At 61.8% G+C, this 26082-nt stretch carries 19 protein-coding genes; 2 read left to right on the forward strand and 17 right to left on the reverse strand.

The features are described from left to right. Positions 1-5 precede the first annotated feature (5 nt). The 6 genes from ACR52_RS24350 to ACR52_RS24375 all read right to left on the reverse strand — a co-directional run bounded on the left by ACR52_RS24350 (position 6) and on the right by ACR52_RS24375 (position 7463). Entirely contained in the window at positions 6-1397 is a 1392-nt protein-coding gene (locus tag ACR52_RS24350; RefSeq protein WP_048730317.1) for a hypothetical protein, read from the reverse strand. 163 nt (positions 1398-1560) lie between these two features. Then, positions 1561-2181 carry a LysE family translocator gene (locus ACR52_RS24355; RefSeq protein ID WP_048730319.1) on the reverse strand — a complete coding sequence of 207 codons (621 nt, stop codon included), beginning with the start codon at positions 2179-2181 and terminating at the stop codon, positions 1561-1563. A 79-nt stretch (positions 2182-2260) separates the two neighbouring features. Further along, positions 2261-2821: an ATP-binding protein gene (locus ACR52_RS24360; RefSeq protein ID WP_048730320.1), complete on the reverse strand. Its 561-nt coding sequence runs from the start codon at positions 2819-2821 to the stop codon at positions 2261-2263. A gap of 158 nt (positions 2822-2979) precedes the next feature. Beyond that, a complete protein-coding gene (locus ACR52_RS31625; protein WP_048730321.1) occupies positions 2980-4476 on the reverse strand; it encodes a methyl-accepting chemotaxis protein in 1497 nt (498 codons plus the stop codon). Positions 4477-4626: 150 nt separating this feature from the next. Next, positions 4627-6786: a TonB-dependent siderophore receptor gene (locus tag ACR52_RS24370; protein WP_048730323.1), complete on the reverse strand. Its 2160-nt coding sequence runs from the start codon at positions 6784-6786 to the stop codon at positions 4627-4629. A gap of 185 nt (positions 6787-6971) precedes the next feature. Beyond that, positions 6972-7463, reverse strand: coding sequence for an Lrp/AsnC family transcriptional regulator (locus tag ACR52_RS24375; protein ID WP_048730325.1), 492 nt, complete (start codon positions 7461-7463; stop codon positions 6972-6974). A 121-nt stretch (positions 7464-7584) separates the two neighbouring features. On the opposite strand from ACR52_RS24375, the gene ACR52_RS24380 reads away from it, so the two are divergent. Next, positions 7585-8619 carry a histone deacetylase family protein gene (locus ACR52_RS24380; RefSeq protein ID WP_048730327.1) on the forward strand — a complete coding sequence of 345 codons (1035 nt, stop codon included), beginning with the start codon at positions 7585-7587 and terminating at the stop codon, positions 8617-8619. A 68-nt stretch (positions 8620-8687) separates the two neighbouring features. Continuing rightward, on the forward strand, positions 8688-10115 hold the full coding sequence (locus tag ACR52_RS24385) for an amino acid permease (RefSeq protein ID WP_048730329.1): 1428 nt from the start codon (positions 8688-8690) through the stop codon (positions 10113-10115). 34 nt (positions 10116-10149) lie between these two features. Here the strand turns inward: ACR52_RS24385 and ACR52_RS24390 are convergent, their stop codons facing one another. From ACR52_RS24390 to treZ, 11 genes are all read right to left on the reverse strand, one after another. Beyond that, positions 10150-12723 (reverse strand): autotransporter family protein, encoded by a 2574-nt coding sequence (locus ACR52_RS24390; RefSeq protein ID WP_048730331.1) that lies wholly within the window; start codon positions 12721-12723, stop codon positions 10150-10152. Between the two features lie 247 nt (positions 12724-12970). Continuing rightward, the gene (locus ACR52_RS24395) at positions 12971-13732 is read right to left on the reverse strand and encodes a PIG-L deacetylase family protein (RefSeq protein WP_048730333.1); all 762 of its coding nucleotides are present in this window, start codon (positions 13730-13732) and stop codon (positions 12971-12973) included. Between the two features lie 176 nt (positions 13733-13908). After that, on the reverse strand, positions 13909-14568 hold the full coding sequence (locus ACR52_RS24400) for a glycosyltransferase (RefSeq protein ID WP_048730335.1): 660 nt from the start codon (positions 14566-14568) through the stop codon (positions 13909-13911). After that, positions 14565-15164: an SAM-dependent methyltransferase gene (locus ACR52_RS24405; RefSeq protein WP_048730337.1), complete on the reverse strand. Its 600-nt coding sequence runs from the start codon at positions 15162-15164 to the stop codon at positions 14565-14567. The genes ACR52_RS24400 and ACR52_RS24405 overlap by 4 nt, the downstream gene beginning before the upstream one ends. Further along, complete coding sequence (locus ACR52_RS24410) at positions 15161-15919, reverse strand: PIG-L deacetylase family protein (RefSeq protein ID WP_048730340.1); 759 nt, start codon at positions 15917-15919, stop codon at positions 15161-15163. The genes ACR52_RS24405 and ACR52_RS24410 overlap by 4 nt, the downstream gene beginning before the upstream one ends. After that, on the reverse strand, positions 15916-16914 hold the full coding sequence (locus ACR52_RS24415) for an acyl-CoA dehydrogenase family protein (RefSeq protein ID WP_048730342.1): 999 nt from the start codon (positions 16912-16914) through the stop codon (positions 15916-15918). The genes ACR52_RS24410 and ACR52_RS24415 overlap by 4 nt, the downstream gene beginning before the upstream one ends. Position 16915: 1 nt before the next feature. After that, the gene (gene glgX, locus ACR52_RS24420; protein ID WP_406955761.1) at positions 16916-19048 is read right to left on the reverse strand and encodes a glycogen debranching protein GlgX; all 2133 of its coding nucleotides are present in this window, start codon (positions 19046-19048) and stop codon (positions 16916-16918) included. Between the two features lie 157 nt (positions 19049-19205). Continuing rightward, positions 19206-19457 carry a DUF2934 domain-containing protein gene (locus ACR52_RS24425; protein ID WP_048730347.1) on the reverse strand — a complete coding sequence of 84 codons (252 nt, stop codon included), beginning with the start codon at positions 19455-19457 and terminating at the stop codon, positions 19206-19208. Between the two features lie 24 nt (positions 19458-19481). Beyond that, entirely contained in the window at positions 19482-22250 is a 2769-nt protein-coding gene (locus ACR52_RS24430; RefSeq protein ID WP_048730348.1) for a malto-oligosyltrehalose synthase, read from the reverse strand. Then, positions 22247-24331 carry a 4-alpha-glucanotransferase gene (gene malQ, locus ACR52_RS24435; RefSeq protein ID WP_048730349.1) on the reverse strand — a complete coding sequence of 695 codons (2085 nt, stop codon included), beginning with the start codon at positions 24329-24331 and terminating at the stop codon, positions 22247-22249. Before malQ ends, ACR52_RS24430 begins: the two co-directional genes overlap by 4 nt. Beyond that, positions 24328-26073 (reverse strand): malto-oligosyltrehalose trehalohydrolase, encoded by a 1746-nt coding sequence (gene treZ / locus ACR52_RS24440; RefSeq protein WP_048730351.1) that lies wholly within the window; start codon positions 26071-26073, stop codon positions 24328-24330. Before treZ ends, malQ begins: the two co-directional genes overlap by 4 nt. Positions 26074-26082 lie beyond the last annotated feature (9 nt).

Here is a 26082-nt window from a genome sequence, read left to right on the forward strand (position 1 = left end):
AGCAGTTACTCGAACTTATCGATGCGCGAGTCGGAGTAGAAAAACTCATTCTTGTCCGTACTCGATTCGTAGAAATAGGCGTAGTCGGTCAGGTAGTACAGATGGCTCACCCGCTTGTACTTGTCGTCGTCATCGCTGCACGACAAGGCCTTGGCGGAGCCGAGTAGATTGGGGTTGAGCTCGCGGGCCTGCAGTTCGCGCTCGACCACGCAGCGGGTGGTTTGCTGTTTGCCGTAATTGCCCACCAGGCTGTTGAGGGTCGAGCGAGTGGTCTGGTACACCACAGTGTCGCCCACCGGCAGGGTCTTCCAGTTGCCGGTGAAGCTCAGTTGGCTCAGCGCCGAGCTTTCAGCCATGCCGGTGCCGCCGTAGGTGGACTTCGATACCAGCGTCAACAGGTTGCGCCAACTCACCGATTGCGTCTCGTAGCCTTCGCCACGATGAGCGATCGCCAGCTGGCCGCTCGCGGCATCCTGGCTGATGAAGTATTCACTGGTCGCTTCGCTGGTCTTGCCCTTGAACGTCGACGTGCCGGTCATGTGCACGTACTTGAGTGAACGGCTCGGCTTGTCCACGTTAAGAGGTGCGAGCGCGGCCAGCACTTGCGGCTGTGCCGAGGTCAGGGCGATGGTCGCCGGGGCCTTCAAGCGCGGTTTGAACACCGGCAGCGCGGCGATCTTCTCCGGGTTCACGCAGACTTTGCTGAACAGCAGTTCATAGTCGGCATCACTGCCGCCAATCCCGCGGGGCGTCGGGAAATTGTCGACCCGGCCATCGCTGACGCGGTTTCGGGCGTCCATGTCATAACCGGCCAGTTCCTTGTACGTGCCTTTGGCGCAGGACACCGCAAAGTGCTCGCGTTTTTGCGCGTACGGCGCGTCGTACGGCAGGTCATTCAACACGGTCGGGTTGTCGAAAGCGGCCCAAAAACGGACTTCGCCGTCGACGGTCTTGAGACTGCTGGCGTCGATCAGCACCCAATTACCACGGTCGTCAGTCTTGACCAGGCGCCAGTCCGGCTTCGGCGTTTCGGCACACGCGCGCACGAACGTCGGGTTGGCGCCGAGCGCCGCGCGCAGTTCGGCAGACAGTTGGCGCGCCTCGGTATAGCGACCGGCTTTGAGCGGATAAACGCGCTGGGAGCCGTCGAGGTACAGCAGGTGCAATTGTGGCGACGAACACGCGGCTTCGAACTGCATGGTACGGCGCACGCCTGCGTCAGGTTGCGGCATCAGCAGCTCAAAGCTGAGGAGATCGCCTTCGCGCACGATACTGTTTTCTACCAGGGGCTGAGCCAGCGTGGCGGCGAGCAACTGATCGACTTTATTGGCCTGGGTGGCGCAACCGGACAGGGTGGCGATGCTACCCACCAGCAAAAGGGAAGTGATAAAACGCACAGAAACCTCGTTGAGTCCATTCAGGGATGTAAGGGTGACGGCAGGAGCGGGTTAATCTTTAAGGGTAGCGTACCGACGTAGTGTCCGTCACGGCGGCGGGGTGCTCGGTCCTTACGCCACGTAGTGTGCGCTGTCCCTTCACTGCTGCCTCGATGGGGGCAATTCAAGCCCTGCGCGCCATCAACAACACCGTCGCCGCCGCCGACAACAACCCTGCGCAGCAGCGATTGAAAATCCGCTTGCCACGCGGCTCGGCAAACCAGCGACGCATGTGCAGGCCCATATAGGCGTAGGCGCTGATGGCGATCCATTCCAGCGCCAGGAACATCGCCCCCAGCAGGGCGAATTGTGGGGTGATGGGCTGGCCGGGCACGACGAATTGCGGGAGGAAGGCGGTGAAGATCAGGATGGCTTTGGGGTTGCCTGCCGCCACCAGGAACTCCTGTCGCGCCAATGCCCACAAACCCACTTTTGCATTGTTTGATTCCGCGTTCGCCTGCGGCTTCGCCCGCCACAGTTGATACGCCAGATAAAACAGATACGCCGCCCCCAGGATCTTGATCGCGTAGAACAACAACTCCGAGGTTTGCAGCACCACCGCCAAACCGGCGGAGGCGAGGGCGATCATCCCGGCGAAGGCCAGCAGGCGTCCAATGCCGGCCAGGCATGAGACTCGGTAGCCGTAACGGGTGGCGTTGCTTACGGACAGCAGGTTGTTGGGGCCTGGCGCCATGTTCAGGGCGAAGCAGGCGGGGAGGAAAAGGGCGAGGGTGGCGAGGTCCATGGTGGCTCCGACATTGGCGGGATCAAGGGGTATGAGGATAAGGGGTGGGGGTGTGCCCGGACAATCCGACGGTCTGTCGCTATCGATCCATTGCCGACCTCTTCGAGTTTTGCTCCACGGCGAGGGTGACCTCCGCGACCATTTTTTCAGCAGTGTTCTCGCCGTCAATTCGCAAAACCTGAACCGTCTGCTTTGAGATCCACGCTTCGTGCCGCGCTCTGCTGCGACTGGAAAAGGCCGGGTTGTCATACTGCGAGGCCCATTCGCGGAACGCCACGTGTATCTCATGCATATCGCCACCGTGTGCTATGCGATCGCCAAAAAGCTGCTGTTCACGCCGGGCCAATCGATCAAGGCGAACAGGTGTCGGGGTTGTCACAAACACGATCAGATCGACATGGGCTATCAGCGCATCTCCCCATCCATCAAAAGAACCGGTCAGCACCCAGCCATGGTCGCTGAGTGTTTGTTCAATCAAACGAACCCGTTCATTGACGGGTCGCTTGGTCGTAAACGGTGGATTGGTGGGCAGCCAGTAGAAGTCATCAACATCGACATGTTGTACGCCAAGCAACGGTGCGAGGGAGTGGCCCAACGTCGTCACGCCTGCACACGAGGCGCCTGTGATGTAGATCCGCACTTTTCCTCCTTGAAACAAGTCGGTTTAGAGGCCAGCAAGATATCCCATAGAGTCGCCCCTAAGTTGTAGACGCTTACTGAATGCAGTTCACCGGAAGCGGTCTATCGTGCTGTTTTACAGTGCCTCTATCAAGGTTGCCTGCCTTATTGCCCCCACACTCAAGGATGAAACCTGCGCCCCAACGCATCCAGCCGCACTGCAATCGGCGGCAAGCGCTCACTGCTGCGTGCCAGGGTTTCCACATCGTCGGCCGTGCTTTGCGCAATGCTTTGCACCGACTGCAAGCGCCCGACTATTTCCAGGTTGGCCGAGGACTGCTCGCGAGTGGTCGTGACGATGCGGCCGTTGAGCTGGTCGATGTGGGCGATGTCATTACCCACCGCGCGTAGCATTTCGACAGCCAATTGGCTGTCTTCCACACAGCGCTCCACGCCTTGGCGGCTGTCGTGCATGGCTTCGACGGCCTGGCGGCTGCCTTGCTGCAAGCCTTCGATGATGGTTTTGATTTGCTGGGTGGAGAGGGCGGTGCGCTGGGCCAGGCTGCGCACTTCATCGGCCACTACGGCAAAACCACGGCCTTGCTCACCAGCGCGGGCGGCTTCGATGGCGGCGTTGAGGGCCAGCAGGTTGGTCTGGTTGGCGATGCTGCTGATCACTTCAAGCACCGAACCGATCTGCTCGGCCTGTACGGCCAGCGACTGTACAGTCGACTCTGTTCCGTTGATACGTGACGACAGTTGAGCGATTTCCTGCTGGGCGCGGCCGACGCTTTCCTGGCCACGGAGGATTTGCCGGCTGGCCAGGCCGGCGTGCTCCACCGCTTGTTCAACGTGCACCGTAATGTGCCCCATCGCGTCTTTCATGCGCTGCATCGAGCCGGTCATTTCTGTGATTTGCGCGAGTTGATGGCGCGCGCCTTTTTCCAGGGTGCCGCTGGCGTTGGCCAGTTCCTGGCCGAGTTGACCGAGCCCGTGGGAATCGCGCGCGACGCCGTCGATCAGGTGGGTGAGTTGTTGCAGGAAGTGGTCGAAACGCGCAGCGAGTGAAACGTGTACTTTTTCTTGATTGCCCTTGGCCGGTTCGACGGTGAACTGCGAGGTCACGGCGAGCATTTTCTCGAGCATTTCCTGGCTCTCGACCGCTTCGGCCTGGCTGTGAACCGCCAGGTAGAGCAGGGCAACGGTCTCCATCACCACGTAGAAAGCGTGCACGAATACCATCGTCCAGCCGCCGTGATGCTCCATCACAAACACCGGGAAACCTTGATGCTGCAAGGCATGGAACACCACGTGATGCACGGCAATCGTCAGCGCAGCCACCAGGATCGGTAGCCAGTCACGGTAAAACGTGAGCACCGCCAGCAGCGCAAAAATCCCGAAGTGCGCTTCGATAACGCCCTGCGCCTGGTTGATGTGCAACGCGGCCATGACCATCAAGCCGGCGCCCAGTGCACATCGCATCAAGCGCGTCCCGCTGATGGCGCGGTAGAGCGCCGTCAGCACCACGCTGGTGCCGCCACCGACGATCACCGCCTGAGCCAATGTGTCGTGCCAAAAGGCCAAACCCAGGGAGAACAGGCACATCAACCAGATCAATGCCAGCATGATGCGGTCGGCCTTGCGGTAGTGCTCGAGAAAACGTGTGCGGACGCGCATTTACTCTTACTCCATGTGGTGGCATCGGAATCAAGCAAGCACGCGGCGTGCCACGACGGCACGCCGGTGTGGAGTGAAGCAGGTATTTCAGGTTCAGGGAGGACTTTTAAGAACGGCTGCCCGAGTGGGCAGCCGAGGATATAACGACGATCAGAAGCTGTACTTGGCGGTTAGCGCAAAGCTGCGTGGGTTGCCATAAGTATCAGTGGAACCCCAGATCGGGCTGCTGGCAATCGCCGAGTAATAGGTGCGGTCAAAGATGTTGTTGACGTTGAGCTGCAGGTCCAGGTTCTTGTTCACCTGGTAGCCCGCCATCATGTCCGCGACCGCATAGCTGCCTTGCTCCAGGCGGTAGCTGCTGCCATTGGCGAGAATGACGTCGTTATACATACGGCTCTGCCAGTTGACGTTGCCGCCAATGCGCAGTTTTTCCAGTGGGCCCTGGAAACGATAGGACGTTGTCAGTTTGAATAGGCGCTCGGGGGTGTCGGAGTTGAACGACTGGTTCTCGTTGGCCGGGTTGGTGTCCTTGATGTAATGCGCGCGCGTATAAGAGAAACCGCCGCCGACTTGCCAGTTCTCTGTGACCGCGCCTTGCAGTTCCAGGTCGATACCCTGGCTGCGCACCAGGCCGGATGCTTCATAACAGGTTGTGATTGGGCATCCCGCCTGGCTATCAGGCAGTGTTGCACGGTTCTTCTGGTCGATCTGGAACACCGCCAGGCTGGCGTTGAGGGCGCCGTTGAAGTATTCGCCCTTAATGCCCACTTCGTAGTTTTCACCGACGATAGGTTCCAGGGGCTTGTCCGAAAAGTCTCTGTTTGTCTGCGGCGTGAAGATGTCGGTGTAGCTGGCATAAACCGAGTGGTGCTCGTCCAGGTCGTAGATCACACCGGCGTAACGCGTCAGGTTACGAGTGACCTTGTAGTCGCCGTCGCCCTGGCGGTCATCGTAGTCGTACCAGTCGACGCGTGCGCCAAGGATTACCTTGAGCGGGTCGGCCAGGTTAAGGCGGGTGGTCAGGTAGACACCGTCCTGGGTGGTGATGCTGTGGCCCTTGCCGTCGCGCACGAAATCGGGTTTTGCCCCGTTGAGCGGGTAATTGGTGTCGTACGGGCTGTACTCCTTGGAGGTTGCGTCGTAGATCCGTTTGCTGGTGCCGACCACCACTTCATGGGTACGGCCGAAGGCTTCGACCGGGCCACTGGCGAAGGTGTCCAGACCAAATTGTTTGTCGTCCTGGTGCGATTGGTAGACGGTCCGCGCCAATTCAGTCTCATAGCGCGACTGATAGGAGCCGGTGAACACGCCATCGAGTTGTGACGACGAGGCGGCGGCATTCAGTTTCCAGCCATTATCGAAGCGGTGCTCGATGTCGCCGAACACGGTGTTGATGGTCAGCTTCTTGTTTTCCCAATCGCTGCCGGGGTTGGTGGAGCGGGGCAGGTTGAGGTGATGGCCGTCGACGCCGATGGGCAGGCCACCCCAGAACATGTTGGTCTGGTCCTCTTGGCGCGAGAAACCCAGGGTCAAGGTGGTGTCTTCGCTGAGGTCGGCTTCGGTGATGCCGTAGAACAGGCCGTGGTTGCTGTTTTCCTTGTCGCGGAAAGTGTCGGCATCGCGATACGAACCGACCACACGGCCGCGCAAGGTGCCGCTGTCATTCAGGGCGCTGGAGGCGTCGAATTCACCCCGGTAGTCGTCCCAGCTGCCAACTGCGCCGGTCAGCGAGACTTGCGGGGTGGCGGTCGGACGCTTGCGTACAAAGTTGATCGCCGCAGAAGGGTTGCCGGCACCCGTGATCAGGCCGGTGGCACCGCGAATCACTTCCACACGGTCGAACATTGCGAGGTTTGGCTGCACGCTGTTGGCGTAACCCGAATAGGAACTCGGGATGCCGTCGAACATCATGTTGTCGATGTCGAAACCGCGCGACTTGTAGCTCTGCCGGCCTGGGCCGTCGGCTTGGCTGAGGAACAGCCCGGGAGTGTTCTTGACCACATCGTTGACGCTGGTCATGGCCTGGTCGTCCATGCGCTGGCGGGTAATCACCGTCACGGCTTGGGGCGTTTCACGCATGGTCAGCGGAAGTTTAGTGGCAGTTGCCATCGCGCCAGTGGTGTACGACTGCGTGCCTTCGGTGGTTTCGCCCAACTGCTGCTCGCCGCTGATTTGAGTGGCACCCAGTTCAAGCGGTGCGGCTGGCGTTTCAGCGTCGGCTGCGAAAGCTGCCTGAGACGTTGCAAGACAGATAGCGATAGCCATCAAACTAGGTGAAAACCCTTTACCGCCGTGTTGTTGCGCAACCATGGAACTGACACTCCCCAAGCGCCGTCCTTGGCGAATCATAAAGATGATGATAATTATTCTCATCAGTGTGCCAGAACCTGTTTCTGCAAAAAAGCCTTCGGAGAGAATTAGTTAACGAAATTTTCACATTTGCAGGGATGTGGCGTTTAGCTATCCCTGCAGGAATTGGGGTTGCTGCGTCGCCTTCAATCCCTCTTGGGAATCGCCACCCGGCTCGTCGCCTTCACTTCCCGTAACGCCAGGCTCGACTGAATCGACGCAATCCCCAACTGCCGCCGCAACACGCTTTCGACAAATTCGCTGTAGCTGTCCAAGTCTTCCGCCAGCACCTGCAACAGGTAATCCGCATCGCCGGTGATCTTGTGGCAGGCCAGCACCTCGGGCAGGTCTTTCACCACTGCCTCGAAGGCGTCGGGCGCGTGGTCGGTGTGGATCGCAAAGCGCACATGCACAAACGCCATGATCTCCAGCCCCAGCATCTTGCGATCGAGGTTGGCCTGGTAGTCCTTGATCACGCCTTCTTCTTCCAGGCGTTTGCGCCGACGCCAGCACGGCGTGAGGCTCAGGGACAGTCGCTCGCTCAATTGGGCGTTGGAAATGCTCGCGTCTTCCTGCAGCAGGGCGAGGATGGCGAGATCCGTGTCGTCGAGAGCGACCTGCTTGGTTTTATTTTTCATTAATGAGCGCCATTGAGGTAAATATTCCCGATAACGCTACCAGTCAGAGAAGTAAAAGCAAAGAAAGCCCGGCTCCGTCAGAACAAAATAGAGCCTGTCTTTTACTGGCGGATGTAGCCCCATGTTGACTGTTTTCAGTGATGCCCACCGTTTGCACCATGGCACCGAATTGAAGGACGGCGTGCTCAAACCCTCGTTCGAACAACCGAGCCGCGCCGACACCGTGCGTGACCGCGTGAGGCACGTAGGGTTGGGCGATATTATCGTGCCGCGCACGTTCGACCGCGCGTGCTACGTCAATGCGCACAGCGAACGCTATGTGTCGTTCCTCGAAACCGCGTGGGCCGAATGGGCCGCCATCGGCCGCAGTCATGACGCCTTGCCGCTGGTGTGGCCGGTGCGTGACCTGGCCAATGCGCAGGTGCCGGAGTTCATCGACGGCAAGTTGGGTTTTTTTGCCATGGACGCCGGCTCCCCGATTACCGCGACCACCTGGGAGGCGGTGAAAACCAGCGCGGATATCGCGCTGACCGGCCTGGCCCTGATCGACGAAGGCCACAACAGCGCCTTCGCCCTGTGCCGTCCGCCGGGTCATCACGCGGCCCGTGAGTACATGGGCGGCTATTGCTACCTCAACAATGCCGCGATTGCCGCGCAACAGGCGATCACCCAGGGCGCCCGGCGCGTCGCGGTGCTGGACGTGGACTTCCACCATGGCAACGGCACGCAGAATATTTTCTACGACCGCCCGGACGTGATGTTCGTCTCACTGCATGGCGACCCTGCAGTGTCCTATCCCTATTTTTCCGGCGCCGGCCACGAACGCGGTGCCGGTGCGGGGGAAGGCTTCAACCTGAATTACCCGTTGCCCAAGCACACCACTTGGGACCACTACAAAACCGCGCTGATCGATGCGTGCCAGCAATTGCGCCGCTTCGGCCCAGAGGTGCTGGTGATTTCCCTCGGTGTCGACACCTTCAAGGACGACCCCATCAGCCACTTCCTGCTCGACAGCGACGACTTCCTCGGCATGGGCGAGATCATCGCCAGCGTCGGTGTGCCGACGCTGTTCGTGATGGAAGGCGGCTACATGGTCGACGAGATCGGCATCAATGCCGTCAACGTGCTGCACGGGTTTGAAAGCAAGACCGCCTGATCCCCAACAACAAAAACGTTCGTTTCTTTTTTCTGCCAAAACTCAAAAACATAACAAGAGGTTTTGTGATGAAAACAACCACGCCCGGGCTTTGTGAAAAGCCTGCGTTGCAACGCACCCTGAGCAACCGCCACATCCAGCTGATGGCCATGGGCGGTGCGATCGGCACCGGCCTGTTCATGGGCTCCGGCAAGATCATCGCGCTCTCCGGCACCTCGATCATCCTGATCTACATGATCATCGGCCTCTTCGTGTATTTCGTGATGCGCGCTATGGGCGAGCTGCTGCTGTCCAACCTCAACTTCAAGAGCTTTGCTGACTTTGCCGGTGCGTACCTGGGGCCGCGTGCGGCGTTCTTTCTGGGCTGGTCGTACTGGCTGAGTTGGAGTGTGGCAGTGGTGGGGGATGCGGTGGTGGTCGGCGGGTTCTTCCAGTACTGGTTCCCGGATGTACCGGCCTGGATGCCCGCCGTCGGCATGCTGTTCACGCTGTTCGCGTTGAATGTGCTGACGGTCAAGCTGTTTGGCGAGGTGGAGTTCTGGTTTGCGATCATCAAGATCATCGCCGTGGTCACTTTGATCGGCGTGAGCGCGGTGCTGATTGCCAGCTCGTTCGTTTCGCCCACCGGCGTGACCGCTTCGCTCAGCCATTTGCTCGACAAGCAGGCGGCGTTCCCCAACGGTTTGTTCGGCTTTTTTGCCGGCTTTCAGATGGCAATCTTTTCCTTTGCCGGCACTGAATTAATCGGCACCGCCGCCGCAGAAACCCGCGCACCGGAGAAGACGTTGCCCAAGGCGATCAACTCGATACCGCTGCGCATCATTCTGTTCTACGTGCTGGCCCTGGCGTGCATCATCGCGGTGACCTCGTGGCACCAAGTGTCGCCAAGCAAGAGTCCGTTCGTTGAGCTGTTCCTGGTGGCGGGCTTCCCGGCAGCGGCGGGGATCGTGAATTTCGTGGTGCTGACCTCCGCGGCATCGTCGGCCAACAGCGGGGTGTTTTCCGCCAGCCGCATGTTGTTTGGCCTGGCGGACCTGGGTGATGCACCGGGGATCTTCCGGCGCCTGTCCAAGAGCAGCGTGCCGTTTATCAGCCTGGCGTTCACGACCTTGCTGATGCTGTTGGGGCTGGTGTTGCTGTTTGTAGTGCCGGAAGTGATGACCGCCTTCACCATCGTATCGACGGTGTCAGCGATCCTGGTGATCTTTACCTGGTCGACGATCCTGGCGTCCTACATCGCCTACCGCAAAAAACGCCCCGACCTGCACGTCCAATCCGCCTACAAGATGCCCGGCGGTGTGCCGATGGCCTGGTTTTCGTTGGCGTTCCTCGCCTTTGTGCTGTGCCTGCTGGCGTTGCGGCCGGACACGCGCCTGGCGCTCTGCGTGATGCCGGCCTGGTTTATCTGGTTGGGCATTGCGTACCAGTTTTCACAGGTGCGTTACCGTTTCTGGCCTCAGTCATTTGCCCCTGAGAAAACCGACCGCCAACGATGATTGGCAACGGGGTGGGGCACTGTTGGCGTAGCCTTCAGAATTCCACTCTCAGGCCCACGGTGCCTTTGCGACCGTTGAACGTGTTGCTGTCCAGGTTGCGGTCATAGCCGACTTCGCTGTACAGGCTGATGTCCTCGGCGACCTTCAACGTGGCGCCGACGCTCACGCCCATCGTGGTGGATTTCTGCTCGGTGTCGATGTCGGTGACATCGTTAAACGTGACGGTGTCCTGCCCGGCGCTGGTGTGCCAGATATTGGCCCGGGCATAGGGCTGCAACGGCATGCCGTGCACGTGATAGTCACCGCGCAAGCGCAGACCCGGGCGCGTGGTGACGCTGGTGTCGGCGTCATAGGACACGTCTGAAATACCGTCGTTTTGCGAATCCAGCTTGGTCTTGCTGATGATCACCTGCGCCTGCGGCTCGGCGACCCAGTTGTTCGTCAGCGGGAACGGCCAGCCGACCTCGGCGGACGCGGTGACGTTGTGCCCGCGGGTTTTCATTTTCACGCCACGGTCCGACTCGTTGTTGCCGTTGAAGCGCGTGCCCATCAGTACCAGGTCGAGGTAGGCCTGGTTGGCGCCGATCAGCGTCCAGTAAACCCCCAGGCTGTCACCGCGCAAGGTGGTGCTGCCGGCGTCCAGGTTCTCCCAACTGCTGTGGAAACCGTTGACGCTGCCTTTGAGGGTGCTATGCCCGACAAAAAAACCGGCGCGTTGCACTTGACCGCTGTCGTTGATGCTGGCGTACACATCACTGCCGACCTGGAAGCCGGTGACCGAACTGTTAAGTGTCGGGCTGACGCTGCCGGCAAAACCCTGGCGGCTGCTGTTGCCATAAACCCGGCCCCAACCCGCTGGAAATGCACCGGTCTTCTGCTGTTGGCTCTGGTCGCCCATGCGTTCGTGGTAGGTGCCCAGCATGGCTTGGACGATTTGTTGCGCGGCGGGGAACAAGGCCGCATAAATCGGCACTTCCGGGCGGTAAATCGGGATCGGCCGGATGCCCGGGTTAGGGCGTAGAGGAGGGGTTTCGTCCGCCGGCACAGGTGACACGCCAATAGGGGTTTCCACGCCCGGCAGAGGGGTTACCGGCACCGTGGAACGCAGGTAATAATTTTCTGAGGTGTTGGCGCTGACACCGCCCTTGAACAGGTAGTAGCTGAAGGCGCCGGCAGACACCGGTTGTGCCAGCGTAAAGCTGCTGGCAGCCCCGGTCGCCCCGTTGATCGCCTGAACCACTTGGATGCCGTCCACGGCAGTCTCTGCGCCGCTGCCGCCGAGGTTGGTGACACTGATGCCGGTGGTGCCCTGGATCGTCCCCTGGCTGATCACCAGTTTATCGCTGGCCGAGCCGTCACCGCCCAACACACTTTGTAGCGCAAGCCTGCCGCCGGTGCCGTTGTAGGTGCCGTTGACCGTCAGAGTGTCGCCAGCGCTGGCGCTGCCGGTGGTCATGTCGATCAGGCCGCCGTTGTTCAAGGTCGCGAGCTGGCCGGCGGTAAAGGGGTTGATCACTCCTGTGCCGACGAGCAACGTGCTGCTGCCATCCAGGGTCATGGTGCCAGTGCCCGTACCGGTATCGCCGAGGGTAAAGGTGCCACCGAGGGTCACTTGCGAGCCGTTCTGCAGGTGCACGGTTTCCCAGTGTGTATAGCGTTCTGGTGTGGCAACTTTGGTGTTGTCAAAGGTCAGCGTATCGACGCCCAAACCACCGTCCACCAGCGGCGTGGGCGCCACGATGGCTTCGGTCAGGTTCTGCAGCAGCGCGGTGTCGTTATCGCCGCCCATCAGCACAAACGAGTTGATCTGGCCGCCGCCGATCCAGAAGAATTCATCATTGCCGACACTGGCAAGAATCTGCCCGTTCACTGTGCCGCCGGTGATCGTTATGTTGTCGGTGCCGCCGCTGACGCTGATATTGCCGCCGATATAGCTGGTGCCCGAGACCAGGATCGTGTCGTTGCCAAAGCCTGCGACCAGGTTGCCGATGATGGTCCCGCCCTGCATATCAAACAGGTTGTTGTCGAGTTTCATGTCAACGCGGCCGATGCTGCCGCCGCTCATCAACGCACGGTCGCCATCTTCGAAGGCCCCGGTGATCGTGCCGCTGCTCATGGTGAACTGGTCAATATTGTCGCCCTGGGCCAGAGACGTAATGGTGCCGCCGCTCATGGAAAAACGGTCAGCGCCAGCCCCCTGAATAATCGCCCTGGCTTGCCCGCCGCTTATTTGCACAACATCAGCACCGGCTCCCTGTAACACCGTCGCTTGGACCGTTCCTTGAAAGAGCCGGAAAATATTATCGCCATCGCCCATGCCAACACCACCTGCGCCAATCACGGCAGCCGGCGTATTCAGTTCAATCAAGTCGTTGCCCGCGCCGTAGGACACCCCAACCACACTGCCGTTGCCGGAGGAGAAGATCAGGCTGTTGCTACCTTGCAGGTCGATGAGATTGCCGGCAGCGCCGCTGTTGCAGTTAATCACGTCATCGCCGGCGGTGACGGTCAGCGGGCAGGCCTGTGCGGCATGCGGGTAGAGGGTCAGCCAGGACGCTGTCGCAACGGCCACACTCAGGCATGCAAGGGGGGGGAGTCGTTTGCTCATGATCCTTCCTCGCTCGATGCGACCTATCCATCCGGTGCCTGGCGACAGGCACGGTCAAGACCATGGCAACAACGAGCACGATACGGATCAGGGACGACGGGTTACCTGCATCTGAAAACACCGGCCAATGCAAAGGGTTGGCATGGCTTTCTCGACTGGACCTCAACAGGTCCAGGCTGTTTGCACCTTAGACGTACATCCGGCAGCCCGCTACTGTGAGAAATAACAGGTATAGACGAGTGGCGCCCTAGGCAAACACGATCTCATAGGGCTCGCGCATCCGCTCCAGCAGCACCTGTGCGAGCATCGGCGGCAGGCCGATTTCCGGGTCGCCGGCCAATTGGCTGGCATAGGCATGGGCGGCGTGCAGCTTGCGCGCAACCGTCCAGGTATCCAGGCGGACCTTGCGTGCTCGGTGCCAGGGAATCATCGCGCCTTCCCGTGCCGGGCAATGCCAGGCCCACACCGGCAATTCATACACGTGCGCGCCCACCAGGCTGCAGGCTTTGTCGGTCGCACGGCCGACCGCGTCGTGGTCGTCGTTGCCGTCGTGCCGCCAGGTGGTGAATACCACGTCGCCGGGTTGCAGGTAACGCGCGATAAATTGGCTTATCGCCTGCTCATGGGCGGGCAGGGCATTGTCGCGAAACCCGCCACGAATCCACTTCAAACTGTGCAACGGCATCCCCAGGCGGCGCAGCGCCTCGACGCTCTCCTGGGGCCGTACCACACTCAAGCGGCTCGCCGGCCATACATTGGAGCCGGGATGGCTGGCGCTGCCATCCGTGAGGGAAACCAGCAGCAGAGGGTGTTCGAGGGTGCTGAGTCGTTGCAGCAAGCCGCCGCAGGCCAGGACTTCATCGCCAGGATGAGGCGCGATGATCACCACGCGCGCGCCCGGTGGCGCCAGCGAGGAGGGATGAATAGCGGGGATTTGCGCTATCTGCGGGGCACTGTTCCAGATTTGCGCGGGGCGGCGGCGAGCGTCGCTCAGGGTAGCGGGCTTCATGGGGGTCACGTCCTTGTCAAAAGATGCGGGGTCGTGCCCGTTGGCGGGACGACTCTCTTGTATCCGCCACAGACTCCGCTGCAGCGATTGCTCGGCATTCCAACCCTGGATTACCAGCAAGGCGTCCTCAGCATAGTCAAGGATTCCATGTTTACACATCGTGGAACTTTGATTTTTTAAACGGCCGACATCAGGCTCTTCAAGTAATCGCCGAATCCACCCTCTGCGCGGCAGTCCAGGCGGGCGCTGGTGACCACCTGCGGCGTGTGGCTCCAGGCGATGGAGGCGCCGCAGCGTTCCAGGTCGCGCACCAGTTGCACGTCTTCATGGCACGCCAGCGGTTCGAACCCGCCGGCGCGCACATAAGCCCCGGCGCTCACGCCGAGGTTGGCGCCGTGGATATGTCGATGACCGTCACGGGCGTGATACGCCTGGTGATAGCGAATCTGCGCCGCCGGGTCAAAGTCTTCGCTCCAGGCATCCACCGTGACCGTTCCGCACACCGCGTCGACGCCCAGCGCCAGTTGCGCCACCAGCCAGTCCGGTGCAACGCGACTGTCGGCGTCGGTGCATGAAATCCAGCGTGCGCCCTGGTTCAACAAGTGCCGCGCGCCCACGCCGCGCACATGGCCGACATTGCGCGCCTGCACTTCCAGGCTCTGCACTGGGTAGGCCTGGGCGATGGCTGCACTGGCGTCGCTGCAACTGTCGAGCACCACCAGGACCTGCACCGCTTCGCCCAGCAGCCCAGGGTGGCTGGCGGCAACTATCGCGGCTTCCAGGCACTCGGCCAACAGCGCTTCTTCGTTATGTACCGGTATCAGAATGCCGATCATCGCAGGCCCTCGTGTGTGGCAACCGTGGTGCCGTCGCGGCTCCACAGGTCGAGCAGGAAATCACTTTCGTGGTGCTGAACGACGCGGGGCATCGCCAGGCGTTGGTCGAGCAAGGCATGCACCTGCTCGGCGGTTTGCGGGCAGCCGTCGATCACCGGGCGCCAATGGCAGGCGAGCACCTGGCCGTCGTCGGTCAGGCTGGCGACGACGCGGTCGATCAAGTCGCAGAGGTCGTCGGCGTCGAGGTAGTAGCACACCTCGCTCAGCACGATCAGCTCGAAGCGGCCGCTGGGCCATTGTTCAGGCAGGCGGCTTTGTTGCACCTCGGCATGGGCATATCCCAGCAGGCGGGTCTTCGCCAGCGCGACGGCCGCAGACGCGGTGTCGCAACACACCAGGCGGTCACAGCGCGGCGCCAGTTCGGCGCTGAGTTCGCCATTGGCGCAGCCGGGTTCGAAAATCGAGGCGTAGCGCGGGCGGGTCAACACGGCCAGGGTCAGCGCGCGCTTGCGCCGTTCATACCAGCGTTGACGGAAGGCCCAGGGGTCATCGTTGCCCGCAAACAGCTCATCGAAATACAGTGTCGCCACGCTCATACAAACACCACCTCAAAGGGTTGCAGCAAGCGCTCTACCACATAGGGCGCCAGCACCGGCGGCAGGCCTATTTGCGGGTCTCCCTCCAACTGGCTGGCAAACGCGTGGATGGCATGGCGCTTGCGGGCTACGGCCTCGGGCGTAAGGGGAATTTTGCGCGCGCGGTGCCACGGCACCTGGCTGTCTTCCGGGGTTGCCCAGTGCCAGGTCCACACCGGTAATTCGTACAGGGTGGCCCCCACGGCCTGGGCGGCTTTGGCGCTGGCGCGGCCAACGGCTTCATGGTCGCAATGGCCATCTTCACGCCAGGTGGTGAACACCACATCGGTGGGCTTGAGGTAACGCTGGATAAACGTCGCCAGTTGTTCCTCGCGCGCGGCCACTTGGCTGTCGCTGAAGCCGGCGCGCAACCATTGCAGACTGTGCAGCGGCAAACCGAGCCGGTGCAGGGCCTGGGCGGACTCCTGCGGGCGTACCACGCCCAGCCGCTCGACCGGCCAGCGCCGCGAGCCCGGATGACTGGCGCTGCCATCGGTGACGGAGATCAACTGCATCGGCCGACCCAGCGCCGCCAGGCCTTGCAACAGCCCGCCGCAACCGAGCACTTCATCATCCGGGTGCGGCGCGATGATCACCGCGCGATGACCTTCTGGCACCAGCTGTTCGACGCTGACCTCTTCCAGTTCGGCCATATGGGATGAGGCCTGCCACTGATGCAGCGGCGTGCCCTGGCCGACAATCGGATTGGGTTTCATAACTGCCACCTCACTGTGGGGTCGCTCGCGACCTGTTCGCCGAGGGTGGCGAGGTCTCGTTCGGCATGACTTTGCCGCACATACACCGGCAGGTCCGCCATCAGTTGCGCGAAGTGGGGGTCTTTGCAATACGGCCCGGCCCCCACTGCGCGACCGACATGGCGGATCACCTGTTCAACCGTTTCCTCGATGGCTGCTCGCGCTCGCTGGGCGAGTTGGCAAGCATCGGCCTCAGGCGTCAGGTCGATCTGTTCGGCGCAGTCGCGCAGGACGCAAGCCGCACTGTTCAACGCACTGTCCACCGAGCCGAGATGGGCGAGGGCGTGGGGCTCGGGACGTTTGGCGCATTGCTCACGCAGCGCTTCACCCAAACGTTGTGCGGCACCATACCAGCAGGCCGCAATCCCGATCCCGCCTTGCCAGAAGCCGGGGCGGGCCAGGTAATCACCCGGCCCGCCGACGGCAATCGCGCTGGCCTCGTTGAACAGTATTTCGACACTGCCCGTGGCTGCCATCCCGACCGCATTCCAGCCCTCCTCGGTCACGGTGACCCCAGGTTGATGCATTTCCACCGCCACCAGTTGCTGACGATCCTCTTCATCCCAGGCCGTCAACAACCCATGGCTGACCACCGCTGCGCCGGAGCACCAGGCTTTTCGCCCGTCCAGCATCAAGCGTTGGCCATTGCGCCGTACACGCACCCTGGCCGTCGGCGGTTCAGCGGCCCACATGCCCCAGGTGCTGCCCAAAGGCGGCAAGGGGCTGTCGAGTTCAGCAATGATCGCCAAGGCGTCGGTATGGCCTTCGAACAACTTGCACAGGCGCAAGTCGTGCCCGGCCACCTGCGCCAAACGGCTGAATCGCTGCAGGGTCTGGCCGCTGCCGGGCAACGGCAACTGGTCCAGGCCTTCTTCCTGAAGGGCCTTCAGGGCATCACCGAGGGCTTGCGTATCCGCATAGCCCCGGTTGCCTTGAAGAAATCCATGCAACGCCATTTCACACCTCGTCGTCGTGCTGCAGTTCGAACAGCAACAGTGAACGGCCGGTCACTGCGTACTCGTGCTCGAAGTCAAAGCGTTCCTGGCCGCGTACCGCCGGCTCGTTGGTGTCGAGCATGCAGGTCCAGAATTGACCCTCCGGCACCGGCGGCAGGCGGAAATTGACCATGTCGTGGTGGGCGTTGACCACCAGCAGCAAGGTGGCATCGCCGCCGGGGCGACGAATCCCGGTTTCCTGGGCGCGGCCATCCATCAGCATGCCGAGGCAGCGGCCGTGACTGTCTTCCCACTGTTCAGTGGTCATTTCGGTGCCGTCCGGCGAGAGCCAGGTGACATCCTTCACGCCGATGTCTTCGTTGTAATCGCCCACCAGGAAGCGTCCACGGCGCAGGATCGGGTAGGCCAGGCGCAGCTTGATCAGGCGTTTGACGAACTTGAGCAGCGCCTTGCCGTCATCGTCCAGGTCCCAGTTGACCCAGCCGATCTCGCTGTCCTGGCAGTAGGCGTTGTTGTTGCCGTGCTGGGTCCTTGCGAACTCGTCACCGGCCACCAACATCGGCGTGCCTTGCGCCAGCAATAGCGTGGCGAAGAAATTGCGCATCTGGCGCAGGCGCAGTGCGTTGATCTCCGGGTCTTCGGTAGGGCCTTCGACACCGTGGTTCCACGACAGGTTGTTGTTGCTGCCGTCCTGGTTGTTCTCGTCGTTGGCTTCGTTGTGCTTGTCGTTGTACGACACCAGGTCGTGCAGGGTGAAACCGTCATGGGCGGTGATGAAGTTCACCGAACTGTAAGGCCGGCGACCCCGTTGATTGAACATCTCACCCGAGGCCGTCATGCGCCCGGCGAAGTCCGCCAACTGGCCGTCATCACCTTTCCAGAACGAGCGCACGGTGTCGCGGAAACGGTCGTTCCATTCAACCCAGCCCGGCGGGAAGTTACCCACCTGATAGCCGCCGGGGCCGCAGTCCCAGGGTTCGGCGATCATTTTGACCTGGCGCAGCACCGGGTCCTGGCGGCAGGCGACGAGGAAGCTGTGGCGTTCGTCGAAGCCGTCGCGGTAGCGGCCGAGGATGGTCGCCAGGTCGAAGCGGAAGCCGTCGACGTGCATCTCGGTGGCCCAGTAGCGCAGGGAGTCGGTGACCATCTGCAGCACGCACGGGTGGCTCAGGTCCAGGGTGTTGCCGGTGCCGGAATCGTTGATGTAGAAGCGTTTGTCATCGGGCATCAGCCGGTAGTAGGAGGCGTTGTCGATACCGCGCATGGACAGGGTCGGGCCGCGTTCGTTGCCTTCAGCGGTGTGGTTGTAGACCACGTCGAGGATCACTTCCAGCTTGGCTTCGTGCAGGTGCGCGACCATCTCCTTGAACTCGGCGATCTTGCCGCTGGCCAGGTAGCGTGGGTCGGGGGCGAAAAACGCGATGCTGTTGTAGCCCCAATAGTTGGTCATGCCTTTTTGCAGCAAGTGCTGGTCGTTGACGAAGGCATGTACCGGCAACAGTTCGACCGACGACACGCCCAACTGGCGGATGTGCTTGAGCACGTCATCTTCCATCAACCCGGCGCAAGTGCCGCGTACGGCCTCGCCCACCGAAGGGTGCCGCATGCTGATGCCGCGCAGGTGGGTTTCATAGATGATCGTACGGTCCCACGGCACGCGCACCGGCTGGTCATTGCCCCAGGTGTGCGCTGGGTCGATGACCTTGCACTTGGGCACGAAGGGCGCGCTGTCACGCTCGTCGAAACTGAGGTCGTCGTCCGGGTGGCCGATGGTGTAGCCGAACAGCGCTTCGGACCATTTGAGTTCGCCGACCAGCTGTTTGGCGTAGGGGTCGATCAGCAATTTGTTGTGGTTGAAGCGATGCCCGTTGGCCGGGTCATATGCACCGTACACGCGATAGCCGTAGATCAGCCCGGGGTGGGCGTCGGGCAGGTAGCCGTGAAAGGTTTCATCGGTGTATTCGGGCAGCTCGATGCGTTCCAGCTCCACTTCGCCGGAATCGTCGAACAGGCACAATTCCACCTTGGTGGCGTTGGCCGAGAACAGCGCGAAGTTGACGCCCAGGCCATCCCAGGTGGCGCCGAGAGGGAAGGGCAAACCTTCACGAATCCGCGACGGCTCTTTTTCCGGCATCGGTTGGCTTTTTTCGGGTTTGCTCATTGAGTTGCTCCTGCAAGGGTCTTTTTTCAGGCCAAACGGGGCCGTGCTGATGATGATTCAGCGAATGTTATGAAAAATTGAATCACCTCCCGCCAGCGGCGCCGGAAGGAGGCTTATGAAGTCGCCGGGCTTATGGCTTGGGCTTTTTCGGTGCCGGGGGCTTTTTAGCGGGCGGCGGAGCCGATTTGCTGGCGGCCGGTGGCTTGGCCTTTGCCGCGGTTTTCGGTTTGGCGGCTGGCTTGGGCTTGCTCGGCGTCAGCGCTTCGGCTTCAGCGAGCTTGCGCGCCATGTCCCAGTGACGCGCGTCTTCCCCATGGGGTTTACCTTCAGATTCCCAGATCTGATGCGCCAGTTCGCGTATGCGTTTGTCTTCAGTACTCATCGCAATGCTCCTCACAGAAAATTTTCAGCTTTCTTGATCATCAGGATTGATAAAGACATTGACCGGGAAATCCCCCAGGGCAGCGCTGATCAACAGCTCCTTGTCTGGTGTGACTGCGCCTGTATGAAAAAGTCCCTTCCAGTTTTCGGTTGGTGCGGCAAACGGCAGTTTTACCCGTGTATCGCCCCAAACCTGCGCATTGATCTGGGGATGCACACCGTGTTCAAGCAAGTGAAACGGCCAGCGCGGCACCACGACCAGCAAGCGTTTGCCGTGGTGTTCGCGGCAGAACGCGACCACGTGTTCGGCCTGTTTGCCAACCACCTCCAGCGGCGTATAACGGCCGCTGCGGAACAGTTCAGGATGGGCCTTGCGCAAGGCCAACACCTGGGCAATCAACGCCTGCTTGATCCGCCCGTCACGCCAGTTAAACAGCAGTTCGCCGCTGGCCGGCGGAATATCCAGCGCGCGTTGCCGTGCGTTGAAATCCACCGGGCGACGGTTGTCTGGATCCACCAGGCTGAAGTCCCAGAACTCATCGCCCTGGTACAGGTCCGGTACACCCGGCACGGTGAGGCGAAGCAAGGATTGCGCCAGCCCGTTGACCGCACCGGCGGGGGCGATGGCCTGGGCGGCTGCACCGATGGCAGTACGTAATTCGCGGCCTGCATCGCTGAGCAACAGGCGCGAGAGAAACACTTCCACGCCCTGTTCATACGCCTCGTTGGGCGCGCTCCAGCTGCTCTGCAACTTGGCTTCGCGCAACGCTTTCTGTTGCCACTGCCACAGGCGCTGTTGATAGGCCTCCAGTGCCGGGCCGTCATCGAGGTTCAGGTCCAACGGCCAACTGCCGAGCAGGACCTGATAGAGAATCAGCTCGTCGCCCGCCGAGGGTGAATTGGCATCGTTGTGCAACGGCGCTGCCAGGGTTCGCCACTGCTCCACTTGCTCGGCGTACCACGGCGCGCACTCGCTGAGCACCGCCAGGCGCGCGCGGGTGTCTTCGCCGCGCTTGTGGTCATGGGTGGCGGTAGCCAGCAGGTTGTCCGGGAACGCCTGCAAGCGTTGTTGATTGACCGCGTGAAAGTCGGCCACGGGTGCACTGAACTGCTCGGTGCTGAAGCCCACATCGTTGCGCGACAGCAACACTGCCGAGCGATAGAACGCCGTGTCTTCCACAGCCTTGGCGGCGGCGGGCGAGGTCAGTTGCTGGAAGCGTACACAGGCATGCTTGAGTATCTTGCGTTCGCGGCCCACCGGGCGGTTACGCCAGGGCTGGCCACCGAGCCATTTTTCCAGGTGGTCGAGCACCGGCCAGTCGCCTTCGCTCAAGGTCATGCGCGCACCGGCCAGGGCTTGCTGGAAGAACACATTGTCGCGTTCGCTACGGCCGCGGGCGCTGATGTAGGTGCGGTACACCGGGAAGTGCACGATCAGTTCCTGCAAGGCCCGGCGAATCGCGCCCAAGGTCAGGTCGCGGGTCATCACATCGTCACGGGCCACTTGCAGCAGGGCCTGGGCCACGCTTTCGAAGTCACCGGCCAGCGAGCCGTTGAGGATCTGTTGGCGCGCCAGCCAGGCTTCTTCGATAAAGGCCGAGGGGCGCTCGCTGTGGCGCGTCCACAACTCGGCCAGCGGTGCGAAGCCCTCCGGGTCATGTTGCAGCAGCGACAGTTGGTTCATGAATTCATAGCCGGTGGTGCCGTCTACCTGCCAGTCCTCGCGCAGGGTTTCGCCTTCGCCGAGGATTTTTTCGACAAAAATCGGCAAGTGCCTCCCCGGCGATAGCGAATCCACGCGACGCCGCAGCTTGCGGCAATAACCGCGCGGGTCGGCCAAACCGTCGATGTGGTCGATGCGCAGGCCATCCACCAGGCCTTCGCTGATCAGCTCGAAGATCTTGCCGTGGGTGGCTTCAAACACGGCGGTGCGTTCGACGCGCAAGCCGCCCAGCTCATTGACGTCGAAGAAGCGCCGCCAGTTGATATCGTCCGCCGCTGTGCGCCAGCTGGCCAGTCGGTAGGCCTGTTGCTCCAGCAGTGGGTGCAGGCGGTTGAAGCCCTCGGGTTGGCGCCCGTCGAATTCAGTCAGCCGGTGTTCGATGGCGTGCAGCACGGCGTCGTTGGTGGCGCGTTCGACCAGGGCCTGTTTGAGCCAGGCGGCTTCGGCGTAGGCATCGTCTTGATAGGCGAGGGCGCTGAAACGGTCGGCGAGGGGTTTGAGCAGTTCATCGGTGCCGAGAATCGCCGCGTAATCCCGTGGGCAGATCGGGAAGCGGTGCTCGTAGTGCTCGACGAAAAACGTGCCGTGGGTGGCATCGAAATGCAGGGTCAGGCTGCCGGTTTGCAAGGCCTCGCCGTAGTCGCTGCCGAGAAACGGCATCAGCAGTTGGCCCTTGAGCAACGGGTCGGGCGAGTGCCACTGGATGTCGAAAAATTCGCTGTAGGGACTCAAGCGGCCCCACTCCAGCAGGTCCAGCCACCAAGGGTTGTCCGCGCCGCCTACGGCCATGTGGTTGGAGACGATATCGAGGATCAGCCCCATGTCGTGTTCACGCAGGGCGGCCACCAGGCGGCGCAAGGCCGCTTCGCCGCCCAGCTCCGGGTTAACGCTGGTCGGGTCGACCACGTCATAACCGTGCATGGAACCGGCGCGGGCGCTGAGCAGCGGTGAGGCATACAGGTGGCTGATGCCGAGTCGGGCGAAATACGGCACCAGGGGCACCGCGTCGTCGAGGGTGAAATCCTTATGGAATTGCAGGCGCTGAGTCGCGCGCAGAGGCAGTGCTTTCATCGGTCACGCTCATAGGCTTGGTTACGCGCGACGGCCAATAGTTCGAGGCGGCGGGCGGCGCCGGCGTTGTCGAGCAGGCTGGAGGCCTCGCCTGGCAAGCGGCGACGCCAGTTGGGATGGGTGTCGGTGGTGCCGGGCAGGTTGGCTTGGTCTTCGATGGCCAGCGCATCTTCCAGCGGCAGCAACACTAACGGCGCGCGGGTATGCCCCAGGTAGCGCACGCTGGCGTCGATCATATGGTCGGTTTCATTGCGGATTTCATCGACGAAGTTCTGCGGGTCCTGGCTCAAGGCTTGTCGCAGCGCCTGACGTTCGCGCAGGCGGTGTTCGCTCCATTGCTCTGCGGTGGGCGCATCGATCAGGCCGAGTTGGATATTCCAGTCGATATCGCGGCTGTGCCACCAGCCGTTGAGCGTCGGCAAATCATGGGTGCTGGTGGTGGCCAGGGCATTGTCCGGCCAGTCGAGAATCGGCTTGAATTGGCCATCGTGGCCTTGTTCGAACAGCAGTACGCGCATGCCCAGAATCGAGCGGGCGATGAGTTTTTCGCGCAGGCCGTCAGGCACGGTGCCGAGGTCTTCACCGAGCACAATCGCCCGGTGGCGGTGCGACTCCAGGGCCAGCAGCCGCAACAGGTCGTCCACCGGGTAATACAGGTAGGCGCCTTCTTTGGGCGAAGCGTCCATGGGGATGACCCACAGGCGTTGCAGGCCCATTACATGGTCGATGCGCAAACCACCGGCATGCGCAAAGTTGGCGCGCAGCATCTCGATAAAGGCGCGGAAACCGTTGCGCTTGAGGCCTTCCGGGGAGAACGCGGAAATCCCCCAGCCCTGGCCGGCGCGGTTGAGAATGTCCGGCGGTGCGCCCACGGTGAGGCCTGCCAACAGCTCGTCCTGACGGCTCCAGGCCTGGCTGCCACCGCCGTCGGCGCCCACGGCCAGGTCGGCGATTAAACCCACACCCATGCCGCTGCCTCGGGCGGCTTGCTGCGCGCGTTCCAGGCAACGGGCGATCAGCCATTGGCTGAACGCGTAGAAGCCGATCTCGTCGCGATGGTCTTCGGCAAATTGTGCAAGTGCCGTGCTCTGCGGGTTGCGCCATTCCTGCGGCCAGTGGCGCCAGTCCAAGTCTTCGCCGGCGACGGCGCGCTCTGCTTGCACGGCTTCAAAGCGGCAATGGTTTTCCAGCGCCTGGCCACCGGCCTGGCGAAAACTGAGGAAGTCGGCGTGTTGTGGGTGGTGGCCGTGGCGGAAGTCTTCATACAGCGCGCGCAACAGGCGTTGCTTGGCCTTGGCGGCGGCCGGCCAGTCGATCAGCGTGTGTTGCTCCAGCGTATGCAGCTCCTCGGCCAAACCGAGTGCGTCAATGGCGTTACGCACTTCACGCTCGCCGAGGATGCAGCCGGGCGACGCATACAGGCTGTTGAGAAACAGGCGGCTTGACGGCGAATACGGGCTGTAGCGTTCGGTGTCGGCACTGAACATCGCGTGCATCGGACTGATCGCGAGGGCGTCGGCGCCGCGCTCTGCCGCCGAGCGCGCCAGATGCTCCAGCGCCAGGGTGTCACCAAAGCCTCCATCGCCCAGGCGGCGCAACGAATACAGCTGGGCGCTGAGGCCCCAGGCGCGGGCGGTTTGTGTGTCGACCGCTTCGGCCACGCTGTAGCAATGGGTGGGGGCGACGGCCAGGCTGAACGTCTGGTCGCCGATGTGTACCTGGTGGTAGCCGAGGGCAATCACGCCGGGCAGCACCGCGTCGCCGTCGAGACGAAATTCCAGGGTTTCGCCGTCTTCCAGGCTGACCCGGCAGTGCGTATCCGGCGCGAAGAAATGCGCGAGGTCGAGGCCTTCGCCACTGTCGATCGTCATTAACGGCGGCAGGTGCTTGTCCTGTTGCACTCGCTCCAGTTCGAGCAGGCTCGCGTCGACTTCTGCGTCATTGTCGGCCGGGTGGCCAAGGCCTTTCAGCACTGCCCGCAGGGCCTCGGGTGCAACGTGTTGTGGGCGGCCGTTTGCGTCGATCCAATCGACGGCCAATCCCGCTCGGCTGGCGAGTAGTTCCAGGTTCGCTTCGCTCAAGGGTGCGCTCCAACAGGGGATAAGGTGACGCGCGCGCTGAAGGGCGCCAGGTGCGCGCCTTCATGGGCGTGCGTTTGGAAAAGAACGTGCGGCGGTGCCGGGTGATCGAGGGGCGTGGTACTCAGGTTCAGGTCGATCTGCAACAGGCTGCCATTGCCCAAACGCCAGCGCGCGCTGACGGCGCCGTCTGCCAGCACCTGCGCGCCCAACGCCACGCTGCCAGGCAGGTGCGGCACGATATGGCGATGACGCAGGCTCAACAGGTGGCGGTAGAACTGCGCGTGTTCGTTGTCGGCAAAGCTGGGCGTCGATTGCACAAAGGTGGGCAGGGCGTTGGGGTCGGGAATGCGCTCGCGCCGCTCCAGGTCCTGGAATGCCGCGAAGTCAGCGAATTCATTGCGCCGGCCTTCGCGCACTGCCTCGGCCAGTTCACCGTGGTGGTCGGTAAAGAACAGAAACGGTTCGCTGGCGTTGACTTCATCACCCATAAACATCAGCGGGATCATGGGTGACATCAGCAGCAAGGTAGTCGCCGCCTTGAGTGCCTGTGGCGGGCACAGTTGGTGCAGGCGTTCGCCCAGCGCGCGATTGCCGATCTGGTCATGGTTCTGCAAAAACGCCACGAAGGCCGTCGGCGGCAGGTCCGCGCTGGGTTCGCCGCGTGCATGGCCATGCCGGGTAGTGTCGCCCTGGTAGATAAACCCTTCACCCAGGCAACGCGCCAGTTTGGCGGTGGGCTTTTCGGCAAAGTCGCTGTAATAGGCGTCGGTTTCGCCGGTCAGCAACACGTGCAGCACGTTATGAAAGTCATCATTCCATTGCGCGTCGAAATCGTGCTGGAGCAGGCTGGCCTGGTTCAGTTCGTTTTCCAGCACCAGCCACACATGCCGGCCGATGTCGACCTGTTGGCGGACCCGTCGTGCGAGCTCCTGCAGGAATCCCGGGTTGTCGATGGCGTGCACCGCATCCAGGCGCAGGCCGTCGAAGCGGTATTCGAGCAGCCACATCAGCGCGTTATCCAGGAAGAAATTGCGCACTTCACGGCGATCAAAATCGATGCCGGCGCCCCACGGTGTGTGCACGTCGTCCTGGAAGAAACCCTTGGCGTACTGGCCCAGGTAATTGCCGTCCGGGCCGAAATGGTTGTAGACCACGTCGAGGATCACGGCCAGGCCGTGTTCATGGGCGCTGTCGATCAGGTGTTTGAGTTGTTCGGGCGAGCCGTACGAGGATTGTGGGGCGTAAGGCAGTACCCCGTCGTAGCCCCAATTGCGCTCGCCGGGGAATTGCGCCAGGGGCATCAATTCAATCGCGGTGACGCCCAGCTCCGCCAGGCGTGGCAGGTGTTTTTCGACTTCGGCGTAACCGCCCAGCGCCCCGACGTGCAGCTCGTAGATCACGGCTTCGTGCCAGGGGCGGCCTTGCCAGTTACTGTGTCGCCATGGATAGGCGAGCGGGTCGACGACCAGGCTCCAACCGTGCACGTCTGAGGCCTGGGCCCGGGACGCCGGGTCGGGGACATCTTTTTCGCCGTCGATGTTGTAGCGGTAACGCGTGCCGGCAGGGCACTTTATCTCGGTTTCAAACCAGCCTTCTGCCTGAGGCAGCATGGCGATGGATTTACCGTTTTCCAATTCAACGCTGACATAAAACGCGTCTGGCGCCCACAAGGCAAAACGCGTGTGTTGCGCGTCCAGCATGATTGCGCCGTGGGGCCAGGTTTCCAGAGTCCGTAACGGCATCTATGAAGA

The organism is Pseudomonas fildesensis, from assembly GCF_001050345.1.
Classification (GTDB): Bacteria; Pseudomonadota; Gammaproteobacteria; order Pseudomonadales; family Pseudomonadaceae; genus Aquipseudomonas; species Aquipseudomonas fildesensis.